This is a genomic window from Flavobacterium sp. (assembly GCF_031411595.1).
In the GTDB taxonomy this organism is placed as follows: domain Bacteria; phylum Bacteroidota; class Bacteroidia; order Flavobacteriales; family Flavobacteriaceae; genus Flavobacterium.
Genome location: NZ_JANOBI010000040.1, coordinates 1 through 15,739 on the forward strand (window position 1 = coordinate 1; position 15,739 = coordinate 15,739).

A 15,739-nucleotide genomic window follows, 5' to 3' on the forward strand; every position below is an offset into this window, starting at 1 on the left:
TTGGGTGCAAGGTTTTTACTCTTCCGCCAAGGATGGAAGGATAGGAGGTAACGTCTTCAACAGGAACTACAGGAATTCCTAGATTTTTGATAAAATCTTCAGTTCCGCCGGTGGAATAAAGGGTAACGTTTTGTTCGTGTAATTTGCGAACGATGGGCTCTAATCCGTCTTTCGAAAAAACAGAAATCAGTGCTGATTGGATGGTTTTTGTAGTGTTCATGTAGTAGTGTTGTTTATGGCTGCAAAAGTAGTTTTTTGTTCTGAATTGATTGGATGATTTGCAGACTTTTTTAGCGTAAAAAAGGTGTTTTTTTTAATAGAAATAAGCCGAGGAATAATCTTCTTTTTTAGGAATTGTTTAGCTTTAAATGCAGTGAGAATAGGCATAATTTGCACTTCAACGTTTTTTGGGGTTATTTAAAGAAAAAAGGAACCAACAATGAAAACAGTATATAATTTAGCAATACGTTCTTAATGTATCCAATCCTTTAATTTGAATTAGTATGAAAAATCTAGCCCCGATTTTTATAGTAATAACAAGTGTTTTTTCACTAAACTGTTTTTCACAACCCAACAGTGATGTATCTGATGCTTTAATAGAAAACACGCTATCCATTTCTGGCACTACTCCAGAGCATCATCTTCCAATCGCATCGTATCATGTTGAAGAAAGAATCAACATGCCTTTTGGAAGCCATATCACAAGCTATGATGTCTCGAATTTGAGTTTGATTCCTACTCATGATCTAGGACCCAACAATGTTAGGATTGTTACTCCAAGATATGCAAAAGTAAAAGTATCAGTAAAATCAACAACTAAAAGCGAACCCTCTAAAGACTTTACCAATAACATCACCGCTACTGTTCCTGTCATCATCCCAATTAAACTTGATGTGGTCGATACAGTAAAAAAGAAATATGTTGATATCGATGTCTTAGGAACCTACGAAAGGGTTTTAGGTAAAGGATACAAATCTGTGGATATGTTTAAAAAAGTGGGTGATCGACGTTTCTTTGGAGGCGATTTGAAGGTAGCCGCTAAATGGTATGAACAATTATTTGCCATGACTACAGATTTGGATCCAGTATATTTTTATCGCTACGCTGAATCATTAAAGGCCGCCGGGTTGGTCGATAAAGCCGTAGAGATGATGAAAGTTTTTGATAATAAAAAGCCCTAGTTTTAATTTTATAGGTTTTACTTTAATATGCAGTTTTTTTAATTTGGTATAAATCAAATATAATTTCTAGAAAAACCGTATTGTTTTTTTAGGTTTCGAACCCATCTGAAATGTCAATTTGCCACCCGCCATAATATCATTGTAATTGATGAATAAAGTCGGTAATGGTTTGCCGTTAAGCAGCACTTTCTGCACAAACACATTCTTGGCATTTTGATTAACCACATCAATCGTAAAAGTCTTTCCGTTTTCTAAAGTCAATGTCGCATTGTTGACGGATGGCGACCCAATCGCATAGTCATTCGAACCCGGAGCTACCGGATAAAATCCCAATGCTGAGAAAATATACCAAGCACTCATTTGTCCGCAATCATCATTTCCGCCTAAACCGTCGGGTGTTGGTTTGTATTGCATCGCCATAATTTTTCTGACTTGAAATTGGGTTTTCCAAGGTTGGTTTGTCCAATTGTAAAGATAGGCAACATGATGGGCAGGTTCGTTTCCGTGAACATATCCGCCAATGATTCCTTCTCTTGTGATATCTTCGGTTTCGGCAAAAAACGAATCGGGTAAATGCATCGAAAATAAAGTATCCAAACGATTTGCAAAAGCAGTTGAACCACCCATTTTGTCAATAAGCCCAGATGGGTTTTGAGGAACAAAAAAACTATAGTTCCAACTGTTGCCTTCAATAAATCCTTGCCCGTTGGTTGACATCGCATCAAAATTGGTTTTGAAAGTTCCGTCGGTTAATTTTGGCTGCATGAATCCTGTAATTGGATTGAAATTATTTTGCCAATTCTGAGAGCGTTTCATAAACGTTTCATAAACATCTTGACGGTTTAATTTTTTCGCCAATTGCGCAATACACCAATCATCGTAAGCGTATTCTAAAGTATTCGAAACCGACACGCCGCTTTTTTCAGCAGGTATAAATCCCAAATCGATGTAAGTGCCAATACCTTCGTAATTTCGATGTGTTGCCGTTGCAATACAAGCATTCAACGCTTCATTTGCATCGCCCTTATAAATGTCTTTGATGATAGCATCTGCAATCACTGATACGCTGTGATAACCACTCATACACCAATTGTCATTCGAATAATGCGACCAGATCGGTAGCATGTGCAAAGTGCTTTGATGGTAATGTGCCATCATCGATTGGATCATGTCATTATTACGCGAAGGTTGAATGATGTTGAAAAAAGGATGCAGCGCACGATAAGTATCCCACAAAGAGAACGTGCTGTAATTGGTGAAACCTTCAGCAACATGGGTATTCTGATCCAAGCCTTTGTACTCGCCGTTGACATCGGTATAAACTGTTGGGTTGATGAACGTGTGATACATCGCAGTATAAAAATTCACCTTCGTGTCTTCTGATGCTTCGATTTTAATTTTGTTGAGTTCCGTATTCCATAATTTTTGTGCGCTCGATTTTACTTTCTCAAAATCCCAATCTTTGATTTCGGATTGCATATTCTCTAAAGCATTTTGCTGACTCACAGAAGATAAAGCGAATTTTATTTTAATTTTTTCGGCTTCGGCGGTTTTAAAATCAAAGTACATTCGGATTTTCTTTCCTGCTATTTCTGGAAAGTTTTTGGATTGATCAAATTTTCCCCAAAAGCCATGGTACGGCTGTTTATCATCATCATTTTTTTGTCCGTAATTGAGGAATGGTTTCGAAAATGACATCGCAAAATATACCGTGCGTGTTCTCGCCCAGCCATTGGTTTGTCGATAGCCTGTAACCAAAGTATCGTTGATTACTCGAACAAATGTCCAAACATCTTTTTCATCGTAATTGTAAATCCCAGCCATCAAATCGAGTATGATATGGCTTTCATCCGATTTTGGAAAAGAATATTGATGCATTCCGACGCGAGTTGTTGTCGTCATTTCAGCGATGATATTATGGTCGTCGAGTTTTACCTTATAATAACCGGCTTCAGCAATTTCGTTTACATGAGAGAAAGCGGAACGAAACCCACTTTTGGCTTTGGTTGCAGTTCCGGGATTCAATTGGAGTTTTCCTTGGGTTGGCATAATCAAAAAATCACCAAGATCGGAATGCCCGGTTCCGCTGAGATGGGTATGGCTGAAACCTACTATAGTCTTGTCTTCGTATTTGTATCCAGCACAATATTGATACACCGCACCATTATACTTTCCGTTCAATTCATAAGAAATGGTATCGGTTTCGGGGCTCAATTGCACGGCTCCAAACGGTACGGTTGCGCCCGGGTATGTATGTCCCATTTTTTCTGAACCAATGATGGGTTTTACATATGGAACTAAATTCTGTTGCCCAAACACTAAATTGATGTGGAGTAAAAGAATAACAAACAGCAAGTGTTTCATGAGTTTGGTTTTAAATTGTTTTTGTCTTTTGAGCCATAAATGTACTCATTATCCTTTTTGAATTTCAGATTGCCAATCGATTAAATTGCATAAAAATTTCAATTTTTGTAACGTTTATAGCATCATGCCCACTAATGTCATACCTTTAAATTCGAAAATTTAATTTCTTATGATTGTCTATTTCCGACTGCTCAGCGAGAGTTTTAGTTTTGCGATGAATGCGCTTCGCACCAACAAATTGCGTACTTTATTGTCACTGCTGGGTGTAACGATAGGAATATTTTCGATCATTGCAGTGCTTGCTGCGGTTGATTCTTTAGATCGAAAAATTAAAAGCGATTTGAGCACTTTAGACAAAAACACGATGTATTTGACTAGTGTTTGTTTTGGTCCGACCGACATTCCGCGATGGAAAGTGGAGCAATTTCCAAAAGTAACTTACGAAGAATACCAATACTTAAAAGAGAATGTCAATCATACCGAAAATTTTTGTTTTCAGTTTTTTGCGCCTCGTGAAAGTGTCAAATATGAATCGAAAACGGTGTCTGATGTGAATATGGTTCCGGTGACTTCCGAGTTTGTCGATATTCAACGCATGGAATTTTCAGAAGGGCGATTTTTTAATGAATCCGAATCGAATTCAGGAAAAGCGGTGGTGGTTTTAGGTTTTGAAGTGGCTAAAGGTTTGTTTGATGAAAGCGACCCTATCAATAAAATGATACGCATTTATGGACAAAGATTCACAGTAATCGGCGTCACGAAAAAGAAAGGTGATTCTGGAATCGAGTTGGGCGGAGGCGATGATACTTCAGCGTTCATACCAACCAATTTTTTACGTCGATTGTATGGTGACAACAATGAATCGATGTTGCCTGTAATTATCATCAAACCTGAAAAAGGTACGGACATACCGGAGTTACGCGCTGAAATCGCCCAAAAATTGCGCAACATGCGTGGTGTGAAAGCAGATGAAATCGATAATTTCTTCGTGAATATTCTATCGGGCTTTACCGATTTGATTGATGGTATCGTGTCACAGATGAATATGATTGGTTGGATTATCAGTGGGTTTTCGCTGTTAGTTGGTGGATTCGGAATTGCTAACATTATGTTTGTTTCTGTCAAAGAGCGCACGAACTTAATCGGCATTCAAAAATCATTGGGTGCGAAAAACAAATTCATCTTATTCCAGTTTTTATTCGAATCTGTGATTTTGTCGGTAATTGGTGGTATCGTTGGATTGTTGTTGGTTTGGATCATCTCGATTGTTTTAACCAACGCGCTCGAATTTGAATTTATATTAGGATTTTGGAATATCGTTTTAGGCACGGGACTTTCCGCCTTTATTGGTTTAATTTCGGGGATATTGCCGGCGATTAGTGCTTCGCGTTTGGATCCGGTGGAGGCGATAAGAACTGGAATGTAAAAAGATTTTACCGCAAGGTTCGCAAAGATTTACGCAAAGCACACTAAGAAAACATAAAAAACCCGACAATTTATATAGTTGTCGGGTTTCTCTTCAAATCTTTTGCGAACCTCGCGTAAATCTTTGCGAACCTTGCGGTTAAAAAAATTATCGTATCTCGTTATTCTCAATCAAATCAATAAACAAATTGATCTTGTCTTTCAGTTCTTTTCTGGGTACAATAAAATCGAGAAAACCGTGATCAAGGACGAATTCTGCAGTCTGAAATCCTTCCGGTAAATCTTTTCCCGTCGTGTCTTTTACAACTCTTGGGCCGGCAAAACCAATCAATGCTCCAGGTTCTGAAATATTCACATCGCCCAACATCGCATACGAAGCAGTAGTTCCCCCGGTTGTTGGATCCGTACACAACGAAATATATGGAATTCCAGCTTCCGCCAATTGTGCCAATTTTGCTGAGGTTTTCGCTAATTGCATCAACGAATAAGCCGCTTCCATCATACGCGCGCCACCCGATTTTGAAATCATCACAAATGGCATTTTATTCTTAATTGAATGATTAATACCACGAGCGATTTTCTCTCCGACAACGGCACCCATCGATCCGCCGATAAAAGCGAAATCCATGCAGCAAATCACAACGTCTTTTCCTTTCGATTTTCCGACTGCGGTACGAACAGCGTCTTTCAACTTCGTTTTGTCCATCACTTCTTTCAAACGATCGGAGTATTTTTTGGTGTCTTCAAAATGCAACGGATCTTTCGATGTCATTTTAGCATCCAATTCTTTGAACTCATTATTGTCAAATAGAATCTGAAAATATTCAGCGCTACCAATTCGAACATGAAAACCATCTTCGGGGCTTACCCAAAGATTGCGCTCCAATTCATCAGCATCAATAATTTTTCCTGTTGGCGATTTATACCACAATCCTTTCGGAACGTCTTTTTTATCTTCGGTCGCGGTCGTAATTCCTTTTTCTGTTCTTTTAAACCAAGCCATAGTCTATAATTATGAATTATAAATTATGAATTATGAATTAATCTCGTAATTCGTAATTCGTAATTTTTAAAGTGTATTTACGTTGTTCAAATCTGCGAATGCTTGCTCCAATCTTTTGTTGAATGTTACTTCGCCCTCACGCACCCATTTTCTTGGATCGTAATGTTTTTTGTTTGGTGATTCCGGTCCGTCAGGGCTTCCGATTTGGGTTTTTAAATAATCGATGTTATTCACCATATAATCACGGATTCCTTCCGTAAACGCAAATTGCAAATCAGTATCAATATTCATTTTAATCACACCATAACTGATGCCTTCTCTGATTTCTTCCAAAGTCGAACCTGATCCGCCATGGAAAACAAAATCAACCGGATTGTGACCTGTGTTGAATTTATTCTGAACATAATCCTGAGAGTTTTTCAAAATCTTCGGCGTTAGTTTTACGTTACCTGGTTTGTATACACCGTGCACATTTCCAAATGCTGCAGCAATCGTAAAACGCGGACTCACTTTCATCAATTCCTCGTATGCATAAGCCACTTCATCAGGTTGGGTGTATAATTTCGAGCTGTCGACATCAGAATTGTCAACGCCATCTTCTTCACCACCGGTAATGCCTAATTCGATTTCTAAGGTCATACCCATTTTGCTCATGCGTTTGAGGTATTCTTTGCAGATTTCTATGTTTTCATGAAGTGGTTCTTCAGACAAATCAATCATATGGGAACTGTAGAGCGGTTTCCCAGTTTCAGCAAAGTGCTTTTCACTCGCATCTAGCAAACCGTCTAACCATGGCAATAATTTTTTAGCACAATGGTCGGTATGAAGAATCACCGTCGCGCCATAAGCTTCCGCTAAAGTATGAATATGTTTGGCTCCTGCAATACCACCAGCAATCGCTGCTTTTTCGTTGGTATTCGGCAATCCTTTTCCGGCATTAAAAGCAGCTCCACCATTCGAAAACTGAATGATAACAGGGGCTTTCAATTTTGCAGCCGTTTCTAAAACGCCATTGATTGTACTAGATCCTGTAACATTTACCGCAGGAAGTGCGAATGCTTTTTCTTTGGCATAACGGAAGATTTCCTGTACTTCGTCTCCGGTAGCAACACCTGGTTTTATATTGTGAGCCATGATTGTGTGTTTAAAAATTAAGTGTACAAAAATAATAATTTATAAATTTAGAAAGGGTAATTTATTCCAATATTTAGCACCGAATTTGGGAAATTATAATCGCGAAACCATTTTTTATTCGATGTGTCGGATGGGTTGTAGGTTTTGAATCCGAAATCAATTCTAAAAACAAAAAAGCTCAAGTCGTAACGCAATCCAAATCCCGAACCTACTGCGGTATCTTGCAAAGATTTAAGGCCTTTAAATACTGATTTTTCATCTTCAATATTATCAAAAACATTCCAAATATTGCCGCTGTCTACAAACAAAGCACCGTTGAATTTACCAAAGAAATTGAATCGAAATTCGGCACTCGCCGCAATTTTAAAGTTCGCTTCATTAAAGTCATTCACAGCAGAACTTCTTCCTGGACCAAGCGAATAGGATTGCCAAGCCCTGTTGTCATTGGATCCGCCGGCAAAATAACTTCGCGAAAAAGGAACGCTTACAGAATTTCCGTACGGAACGGCCAATCCCGCAAAACTTCTGAACGCCAATACTTTTTTGCGTTTAAAATCCCAATGTTTGACATATTCCAATTCGCCTTTGATATACTGCGAATATGCCACTTCGAAAATGGTTTTGTTGACGCCTTGTGTTCCGGTTTGCTTCGATAAGTTCGCGAGCAATGAAAGGAAATTTCCAGCAGATTCTATCTTCGAACGAAAGACATGAAAGTTCTCGTCATAAAGATCTTTCTTTGTTGATTTAGAAACTGAAAAATTGGTAGCAAAGATTAAGTTGTTTTCTGTGAGCCTTCCCGCACGTTCGACAATGCTTCGAAGCGTTTTCGAATCTTCGGTTGAAGGTATTATAGTATTCTGATCAATATCATTTAAAAAACTTTTGACACCACTCGGAATAGTCAATTCACCATCTTCAAAATAACCAGGATTGGCATTATACTTTATCGCTAAATTATTCAATGCAAGAAATGAAGATTGATATACATTAAAATAATTATCGGGATTGATGTTTTTTACATATTGAATATTAAATAAATCAAATCGGAATGTCGTCGTCCTATTCAACGTAAAATTATAGGTCATCGCTCCCGTAAAATTCTCCTTATCCAATCCGATATTTTTCTGCTTTGAAAAACCTAAAGTCAATGCCGTAGAAGGAATCATACTTTTAGGAATGATTTTATCAGTATTGAAAAACATAAAGATTCGTGGGAAATTAAGCTTCATATCAACACCATAATCCGAAACATTAAAAAATTGATTGTTCGGATTGGCTAAGTCTTTCGATGAACCAATATTACCACGCGTTGCGATTTCGAAAGTCTCGGCACCGTTGAAAATGTTGCGAATTCCAAACGATAAACTCCCTGAAATTCCAAAGTCTTGAATGTTCGAATGCGTAAAATCAATTCCATAACCAAAACTGAATTTTTCTCTTTGCGTCAAATAAATATCGGCAATAATCGAACGCGATAAACTGTCATTCGGATCGAGTTTGTATCGAATGGTCGGGTAATTAAAAACTTTCAAATTGGTCAAATACCGCGTGCTCAAGTTGGTTCTCAAATCAGAAAAATAACTTCCTTTGGTGATAAAAACCGCATTGGTTATCGCTTTGGGTTTGTATTTTAATTTGCCTTTGCTGAATAAATTGAAATTCGAAAAGGTCGTTTTTTTCTCCGCTACATCAGAAGTGTCTTTCGAATTGTAATCCGTATAAATATTGACTTCGCTGATTTTATACAAATTAAAAGGTTGGGTTTTCGTTGAATCACCTTCGCTAAATGAATAGTTGTCGATTTTGAGATTCACATTCGTTTTATAATTACCATTGAGCGTGTCAATCGCATAATTGACATAGGTAGGTTGAAAATAAAACGCACCATTATTTCTAAAATGTGTGGTGATCCGATTTTTTTCGTTGTCGAAATCTGCAATTTGATATTGCTTTCCTGATTTGATGAACGAATTGGCTTGTTGCGTTTTATACAGCGAATCCAATGCCGGCGACTGAATTGTAGTTCTGACGGAATCAATCATGTAAGGTTTTCCCGTAATCACATTGTATTTGATTTTAGCTTTTCGAATACGCGAGGAATCGATTTCGTACGAAGTTTTTACATTAAAATAACCATTATTAAAATAATGCGATTTCAATCGAAGCCTTGATTTTTCAGTACTTTTCTTGTCCAAAATTGATGGTGGTTCTCCGGTAGTTCTCAAGAATTCGTGAATGCCGGCATACCAAAAAGAATTCCCCAAACGATTGACTTGCTTCGCCGATAACCACTTCGATTGGTGTTTGTATTTTTCAGGATCTTTGATAAATTTAGATTTGTAAATAGAATCATGATTGAGTTTCGCCCAGTTGTATAAATACAATCGCAAATGAATACCGCCAATGGAAGTATTGGGTTTCTGATAAATTAAACTCGTGATGTTTTCGGTATTGACTTTCTTATCATTGACGACAATTTCGTTTTTTGTCAGAAGCCTTTTGCTTTTGGGAACTCTTTTAAGCGTATTACAAGCAACGAGAATGATTCCTATTAGAATAAATAATGATATTTTTGTCGAAGCGTTTCTCAAGAGTTGCGGAATATTTAATTCAAAAGTACAGTTTTTCTATGGTTAGTAAAAACCAAATAAAGGTAATAACGAGTTTGCAACAAAAAAAATACCGTTCCATTCACAAAATGTTCATCGCCGAAGGTGTAAAAGTCATTCAGGAACTATTGCAATCTAATTTTGAATTGCAGCATTTGTATGTTACGGAAGCGCTTTTCGAATCCGTTCCTGTTCACCAAAAAACAATAATTTCCGAAACGGAATTGCAAAAGATAAGTGCCCTAACAGCGGCCAACAATTGCCTTGCGGTTTTTATGATTCCGGAATTGAAACCCATGATTGAAAAAGGATTGCTCGTAGCACTCGATGATATTCGAGATCCTGGAAATCTCGGCACGATTCTGCGCATGTGCGATTGGTATGGCATCGAACAATTGGTTTGCTCCAAAGAAACCGTCGATATCTACAATCCAAAAGTCATTCAAGCTACGATGGGTTCTATCGCCAGAGTGCAAGTGCATTATGTAGATTTGAATGATTTTTTGACCGAAGCCACATTGCCGGTTTACGGCACTTTTATGTCGGGCGACAATATCTATAAAGAAAATCTACCGCAAGAAGCGATTGTAGTTTTAGGCAATGAAGCCAACGGAATTTCTGTAGATGTTGAGAAAACCATCAAAAATCGCATTACGATTCCACGTTTTGGAAAATTTCAACAAACAGAAAGTTTAAATGTAGCTTCAGCAGCAGCGATTGTTCTGAGTGAATTTCGCCGTGGTTTTAGTGAAAAGTAAAATTGATTAAAATCGCTCTGGTTTTCATCGAATTCACATTTCCTGTCCATGGACTGTTGGGGTCGTTGTCGGGAATGAGTTCATTTTCGAGTCCAAACACACCGCGAATGGATGGCGAAAATTTAAAATATTCAAGATATAAATCGATACCAAAACCCAATTCGTAATTTTTAGTCCATTCTTTCACACGGAATTTTTGTTGTGCATTGTCATCCGTCGCTGTTTCGTTACTCGAAAGATTTTTGGTGAATGAAAATCCGCCTAAAAGATAAGGTCGAATATTGCCGGTACGTTGCGAAGAAAATTTTAATAAAATTGGAAAATGAATATAAGTTGCAGGCACTTCCCGATCTCTGTCGATGGGTTTTGTTAGTGTTGTATATGTTAAATTTCGCTGTGTATAAAACAATCCAGGTTCGAAACGCAGGTTAATATATTCCATGAGTTTTAAATCGCCCACCAAACCAACGCTAAATCCTATTGTTCTGTCGACATTGATATCCGGTGCGTTTTTCTTGTAATCGAATTTATAATCATAAGAATTGAAACCCAAAAAATAACCCCAATACACCCGTTGTTTATCAAAATTTTCGAGATTGATTAACGGATCTTTTCCAAATATTCTTCTGCCTTTTTGCGCATGTCCGGTAAGGACACAGAAGAATAGGAGGAAAGCAATGAGTTGTTTCATATCAATATTAATTTTTTGAAGCTGTGTAAATCGTTGCCACACCAAAGGTTTGTGGTTTTGCTTCGACATCTATAAACCCATTTTTTCTCAAAATATTGTTCAATGCTTCTCCAAATGGAAATACTGAAGCGGATTCCGATAAATAACCATAGGCCACATTGTCTTTCGAAAATAATTTTCCAATTAATGGCAAAATGTATTTGGTATAAAAAACATAACCTTGTTTGTAAGGCGTTTTTGTTGGATTGGAAGTTTCTAAAATCACAAAAATTCCGTTGGGTTTAAGCACGCGACAAATCTCGGCCAATCCTTTGTCTAAATGTTCGAAATTTCGAATGCCAAAAGCTACGGTTATCGCATCGAAAGTATTGTCTTCAAAAGGCATCGCTTCAGAATCGGCCAACATCATTTCAATTTTGTTGGAGAGGTTTTTCGCTGCAATTTTTTGCTTTCCTACGGCTAACATGCCGGCAGAAATATCCAAACCAATAATTTTTTCCGCGTTTGTATTGGCCATCAATATCGCTAAATCACCGGTTCCGGTGGCGATGTCAAGTATGGTTTTTGGATTTTTAGCAGCTACAAGTTGTAGTACTTTTTTACGCCATTGCACATCAATTCCAAACGAAATGACCCTGTTTAAACCGTCATAATTTCCGGAAATGTTATCAAACATTTGAGCAACTTGCTCTTTTTTGCTGAGCGTAGAAGATTTGTATGGAGTAATATTCTCTGACATATAGGTGATTCACAAAAATAGTTTAAAACTATAAATTTGAAATCAATAGCTTTTTATTTTCGACAAATATACTATAAACTATACAATCTGAAAATTTTAAACGCGACGATACGTTTCATAAGTAAAATCAAAAAGATGCTTTTCATCTTTCGGATGGTATTCCTCAGCAACCAATTGCCAAGCTGAAAAATCTATTTTTGGAAAGAAAGTATCGGCTTCAAAATTCGCGTGCACTTTCGTCAATTCAATGACATCAGTGTATGGCATTGCCAGATTATAAATTTCACCACCACCAATGATAAAAGCATTTTCATCATTTGGAACCATCGCCAAAGCATCCAATAAATTATCAACCACAAAGCAACCTTCAGCCGTATAATCTTTTTGTCGCGTAATGATGATGTGGATTCTGTTGGGTAAAGGTTTTGGGAAACTTTCAAATGTTTTTCGCCCCATAATAATGTAATGATTCGTCGTGAGTTGTTTGAATCGCTTGAAATCATCTGGCAAATGCCAAACGAGTTCATTGTTTTTTCCTAAAGCAAAATTTTCGGCTACCGCCGCAATCATTATAATCATTCGATTCGCAAGGTTTAATCGTTAGAAGCTTTCGATTTTAAAGTGTCAATTTTGTTTTGTTGCTTTTCAACCAATTGCTGAATTTGTTCGCGTTCCCAATCTTTATTCATAAAACGATCGGTGATAAAAACTTTGATGAAATGCAATACAAATAGAAAAACCCAAACCGTAATAGCCCAGATATACCAATGGTTTGGAGCACCAAATTCTAAATAAATATTGGCAATAAACATAAATAAACTGCCCATAACCAACAATACAAAATGAAAATATACTGTCTTCTTTTGACGCAATCTTTTGCGTGCATTTTCGTATAACTCTTGTTGCTCTTTATCCATATGAATTCAATTTTAGTTTGGATTAGGTTTAGAACATAATTGTTGCCTCACAAATTTACATTTTAATATTCAAACTTGTCACCGTTTTTTTTACCTTTAAACCACAAAATTAGAGCGATGCGTTATTTCTTTTTTGGGTTGTTTTTTATTACTTTAAATGTTTTCTCGCAAGAAATCAAATTGCCGGCACCTATGATTGCTATCGATTCGTTGTATAGAGAAGATCAGTTTTACTGCGCGATTACCTACAACACTTTACTAAAAACACCAACGGGCGTTTCCCAGAACAAATTTTCACCGGGTTTTAAAATCGGTTTTTTAAGAGATTTTCCGACCAACAAGCAGAGAAATGTGGCCATTGCTCCGGGGTTGGGTTTTTCGTATAATAATTATTTTCAAAATTTATTCATCACTGAAGTGAATGGCACGCCGGTTTATTCTACAACGGTTCTCGGCGCCAATTATAAAAAAAACAAATTCGAACAGCTTTTTGTGGATGTTCCGATTGAGTTCAGATGGCGTACTTCAGGTCCGGAAAGCCATAAGTTTTGGCGTGTTTATTCCGGAATTCAATTCAGTTATTTGCTCTACAACCGATCGATTTATATCGATGATTTATACAGCGTCAGAATATCGAATAATAAAGATTTTAATAAATTTCAAGTCGGACTTTACATTGCTGCCGGACATAATAGTTGGAATTTTTATTCCTATTACGGCATTTTACCAATATTCAAATCATCCGCGAAAGTGGTCGATAATGGCGAAAGCATCAAATTTCAAGCGTTGCATTTCGGTTTGATGTTTTACATTCTATAACCAAAGTCGCCACAATACGAGTTGCGGAATCAATCCAATCGCAAATCCAATCGCCAACTCTTTTCCCGTATGCGCATTCATTTGCAAACGTGAGGAACCTACGACGCCATTCATTAGTATTAGCGCAGCAATCAACCACATCCAATTGGAATAATCGTGAATACTCAATCCAATAATAAAAGCGGTTAGTGAGCTCATACCAATCATATGAATGCTGATTTTCATATTGACATACAAAAAAAACAACGCTAAAAAAGTACTCGTCATACCACCAAAAAAGAAATAAAACAATTCAGGTGTGTTTTCTAAAGTAATGCTTTTAAAGAGCAACATCGCCATCAAAAAAAGCTGAATCGCCATTGGAATTTTGCGCTGCGAAGTTTCAGAAACCATAATCGAATCGACTTTGCCAATAATTTTCAAAAAATAAAGCAATGTCATTGGCACCAAAATCGTAATCAGAATGATTTGGGCGAGCATTAAAAATTTCGCAAAAGGTTCGAAATAATTGTCATGTGCATACAAATAAAAAAGACTTCCAAACAGCGGAATAAATAGCGGATGAAATAGATAGGAGAAAAACGGCAGGATTTTTTTCAATGCAATAATTTTAACAAGATTACATTTTTTTGCGCAGTCGCGCTACCGGAATATCAAGCTGTTCTCTATATTTTGCGATGGTTCTTCGCGCAATCGGATAACCTTTTTCTTTAAGAAGTTCCGCCAATTGATCGTCGGGAAATGGTTTGTGAGTGTCTTCTTCTTCGAGAATATTTTTGAGGATTTTTTTGATCTCTAAGGTTGAAACATCTTCCCCTTGGTCGTTCTTCATCGCTTCCGAGAAAAATTCCTTGATGAGTTTCGTGCCGTAAGGTGTTTCTACAAATTTGCTGTTCGCCACACGAGAAATCGTCGAAATATCCAAACCAACAGTATCGGCAATGTCTTTTAAAATCATCGGGCGCATCTTCGTTTCGTCACCGTCGAGGAAGAATTCCTTTTGATAATGCATAATCGCATTCATCGTCACGAAAAGGGTTTCTTGTCGCTGTCTGATAGCATCGATAAACCATTTCGCGGCATCGAGTTTTTGTTTTATAAATTGCACGGCGTCTTTCTGAGCATGCGATTTGTCTTTAGAAACCTTATACGTTTGCAACATTTCCTGATAATCTTTCGACACATGAAGCGTTGGCGCGTTTCTGCCGTTTAAGGTCAATTCGAGTTCGCCATCCACAATTCGAATCGCAAAATCAGGAACAATGTTTTCTGTAATTTTATTATTTCCGGTAAATGAACCGCCGGGTTTTGGATTGAGTTTTTCAATTTCATGCACCGCCTTTTTAAGCTGTTCATTAGAAACATTGAATTTCTGTTGCAGTTTTTCGTAATGTTTTTTGGTAAACGCATCGAATTGATTCTCGATGATATCGGTTGCCAAAGCTACATATTCCGATGGTGTTTTATGCTTCAATTGCAACAACAAACATTCTTGCAAATCGCGAGCGCCAACACCTGAAGGTTCCAATTCATGGATGATGTGCAAGATGCGCTCCACGGTTTTTTCATCGGTGTAAATACCTTGTGTAAAAGCCATATCGTCAACAATATCAGCAATACTTCTACGGATGTAACCCATATCGTCAATGCTTCCCACGAGAAATTCTGCAATCTCACGCTCGTCATCATTCAGAATAAAAGTATTGAGTTGGTTGATTAAATCTTGGTGAAAACTAACCGGTGAAGCCAAAGGCGATTCGCGTCGGTCATCGTCATCACTGTAATTATTAGCTTGGGTTTTGTATTCAGGAGTTTCGTCGTTGCTCAAATATTCATCAATATTGATGTCTTCCGCTTCAATCGATTCGTTGTCGTCAAAGTCATCATACTCTTCATCATTGTCGAACTCGTCTTTTTCGTAATCTTCGTCTTCTTCTTTTCCGGCTTCGAGCGCAGGATTTTCATTCATCTCTTCTTTGAGTCGCTGTTCAAATGCTTGCGTAGGCAACTGAATTAACTTCATCAACTGAATTTGTTGAGGTGATAATTTCTGCGATAATTTGAGATTTAGAAATTGTTTTAACATTGGAAAAGGT

The 15,739-nt window shown here is 37.4% G+C and carries 14 protein-coding genes and 1 pseudogene; 4 read left to right on the top strand and 11 right to left on the bottom strand.

The features are described from left to right. A pseudogene (locus RMO03_RS09455) lies at positions 1-220 on the bottom strand (bifunctional phosphoribosylaminoimidazolecarboxamide formyltransferase/IMP cyclohydrolase PurH); the annotation flags it as partial. Between the two features lie 283 nt (positions 221-503). Here RMO03_RS09455 and RMO03_RS09460 point away from each other — a divergent pair. Next, positions 504-1,181, top strand: a complete 678-nt coding sequence (locus tag RMO03_RS09460; RefSeq protein WP_309641856.1) for a hypothetical protein — start codon at positions 504-506, stop codon at positions 1,179-1,181. 66 nt (positions 1,182-1,247) lie between these two features. On the opposite strand, the gene RMO03_RS09465 is transcribed toward RMO03_RS09460, so the two are convergent. Then, the gene (locus RMO03_RS09465) at positions 1,248-3,545 is read right to left on the bottom strand and encodes a GH92 family glycosyl hydrolase (protein ID WP_309641857.1); all 2,298 of its coding nucleotides are present in this window, start codon (positions 3,543-3,545) and stop codon (positions 1,248-1,250) included. Positions 3,546-3,714: 169 nt separating this feature from the next. Here RMO03_RS09465 and RMO03_RS09470 point away from each other — a divergent pair, with 169 nt between their 5' ends. Then, a complete protein-coding gene (locus RMO03_RS09470; RefSeq protein ID WP_309641858.1) occupies positions 3,715-4,971 on the top strand; it encodes an ABC transporter permease in 1,257 nt (418 codons plus the stop codon). 147 nt (positions 4,972-5,118) lie between these two features. Here the strand turns inward: RMO03_RS09470 and accD are convergent, their stop codons facing one another. The 3 genes from accD to RMO03_RS09485 form a co-directional block, all read right to left on the bottom strand. Continuing rightward, complete coding sequence (accD, locus tag RMO03_RS09475) at positions 5,119-5,973, bottom strand: acetyl-CoA carboxylase, carboxyltransferase subunit beta (protein ID WP_309641859.1); 855 nt, start codon at positions 5,971-5,973, stop codon at positions 5,119-5,121. A gap of 66 nt (positions 5,974-6,039) precedes the next feature. Continuing rightward, positions 6,040-7,107, bottom strand: coding sequence for a class II fructose-bisphosphate aldolase (gene fbaA / locus RMO03_RS09480; protein WP_309641860.1), 1,068 nt, complete (start codon positions 7,105-7,107; stop codon positions 6,040-6,042). A gap of 47 nt (positions 7,108-7,154) precedes the next feature. Further along, positions 7,155-9,701, bottom strand: a complete 2,547-nt coding sequence (locus tag RMO03_RS09485) for a BamA/TamA family outer membrane protein (protein WP_309641861.1) — start codon at positions 9,699-9,701, stop codon at positions 7,155-7,157. A 38-nt stretch (positions 9,702-9,739) separates the two neighbouring features. Between RMO03_RS09485 and RMO03_RS09490 the strand changes: the two genes are divergently transcribed. Next, positions 9,740-10,477: an RNA methyltransferase gene (locus tag RMO03_RS09490; RefSeq protein ID WP_309641862.1), complete on the top strand. Its 738-nt coding sequence runs from the start codon at positions 9,740-9,742 to the stop codon at positions 10,475-10,477. Here the strand turns inward: RMO03_RS09490 and RMO03_RS09495 are convergent. The 4 genes from RMO03_RS09495 to RMO03_RS09510 form a co-directional block, all read right to left on the bottom strand. Next, positions 10,464-11,168 (bottom strand): porin family protein, encoded by a 705-nt coding sequence (locus tag RMO03_RS09495; RefSeq protein WP_309641863.1) that lies wholly within the window; start codon positions 11,166-11,168, stop codon positions 10,464-10,466. The genes RMO03_RS09490 and RMO03_RS09495 overlap by 14 nt on opposite strands. A 7-nt stretch (positions 11,169-11,175) precedes the next feature. After that, positions 11,176-11,907, bottom strand: a complete 732-nt coding sequence (gene ubiE, locus RMO03_RS09500) for a bifunctional demethylmenaquinone methyltransferase/2-methoxy-6-polyprenyl-1,4-benzoquinol methylase UbiE (protein WP_309641864.1) — start codon at positions 11,905-11,907, stop codon at positions 11,176-11,178. Positions 11,908-12,003: 96 nt separating this feature from the next. Next, positions 12,004-12,486: a dihydrofolate reductase gene (locus RMO03_RS09505; RefSeq protein WP_309641865.1), complete on the bottom strand. Its 483-nt coding sequence runs from the start codon at positions 12,484-12,486 to the stop codon at positions 12,004-12,006. Positions 12,487-12,500: 14 nt separating this feature from the next. Continuing rightward, positions 12,501-12,824: a 2TM domain-containing protein gene (locus RMO03_RS09510; protein WP_309641866.1), complete on the bottom strand. Its 324-nt coding sequence runs from the start codon at positions 12,822-12,824 to the stop codon at positions 12,501-12,503. A 117-nt stretch (positions 12,825-12,941) separates the two neighbouring features. Between RMO03_RS09510 and RMO03_RS09515 the strand changes: the two genes are divergently transcribed. Continuing rightward, positions 12,942-13,643: a porin family protein gene (locus RMO03_RS09515; RefSeq protein ID WP_309641867.1), complete on the top strand. Its 702-nt coding sequence runs from the start codon at positions 12,942-12,944 to the stop codon at positions 13,641-13,643. Here RMO03_RS09515 and RMO03_RS09520 read toward each other — a convergent pair. Next, a complete protein-coding gene (locus tag RMO03_RS09520) occupies positions 13,638-14,243 on the bottom strand; it encodes a hypothetical protein (protein ID WP_309641868.1) in 606 nt (201 codons plus the stop codon). The genes RMO03_RS09515 and RMO03_RS09520 overlap by 6 nt on opposite strands. A gap of 19 nt (positions 14,244-14,262) precedes the next feature. Further along, on the bottom strand, positions 14,263-15,729 hold the full coding sequence (gene rpoN / locus RMO03_RS09525; RefSeq protein WP_309641869.1) for an RNA polymerase factor sigma-54: 1,467 nt from the start codon (positions 15,727-15,729) through the stop codon (positions 14,263-14,265). Positions 15,730-15,739 lie beyond the last annotated feature (10 nt).

Coding starts and splice junctions, on each gene's coding strand:
- RMO03_RS09510 (WP_309641866.1), bottom strand. CDS start 12,824: ATGGATAAAGAGCAACAAGAGTTATACGAAAATGCACGCAAAAGATTG.
- accD (WP_309641859.1), bottom strand. CDS start 5,973: ATGGCTTGGTTTAAAAGAACAGAAAAAGGAATTACGACCGCGACCGAA.
- RMO03_RS09515 (WP_309641867.1), top strand. CDS start 12,942: ATGCGTTATTTCTTTTTTGGGTTGTTTTTTATTACTTTAAATGTTTTC.
- fbaA (WP_309641860.1), bottom strand. CDS start 7,107: ATGGCTCACAATATAAAACCAGGTGTTGCTACCGGAGACGAAGTACAG.
- RMO03_RS09505 (WP_309641865.1), bottom strand. CDS start 12,486: ATGATTATAATGATTGCGGCGGTAGCCGAAAATTTTGCTTTAGGAAAA.
- ubiE (WP_309641864.1), bottom strand. CDS start 11,907: ATGTCAGAGAATATTACTCCATACAAATCTTCTACGCTCAGCAAAAAA.
- RMO03_RS09470 (WP_309641858.1), top strand. CDS start 3,715: ATGATTGTCTATTTCCGACTGCTCAGCGAGAGTTTTAGTTTTGCGATG.
- RMO03_RS09495 (WP_309641863.1), bottom strand. CDS start 11,168: ATGAAACAACTCATTGCTTTCCTCCTATTCTTCTGTGTCCTTACCGGA.
- RMO03_RS09465 (WP_309641857.1), bottom strand. CDS start 3,545: ATGAAACACTTGCTGTTTGTTATTCTTTTACTCCACATCAATTTAGTG.
- RMO03_RS09490 (WP_309641862.1), top strand. CDS start 9,740: ATGGTTAGTAAAAACCAAATAAAGGTAATAACGAGTTTGCAACAAAAA.
- RMO03_RS09460 (WP_309641856.1), top strand. CDS start 504: ATGAAAAATCTAGCCCCGATTTTTATAGTAATAACAAGTGTTTTTTCA.
- rpoN (WP_309641869.1), bottom strand. CDS start 15,729: ATGTTAAAACAATTTCTAAATCTCAAATTATCGCAGAAATTATCACCT.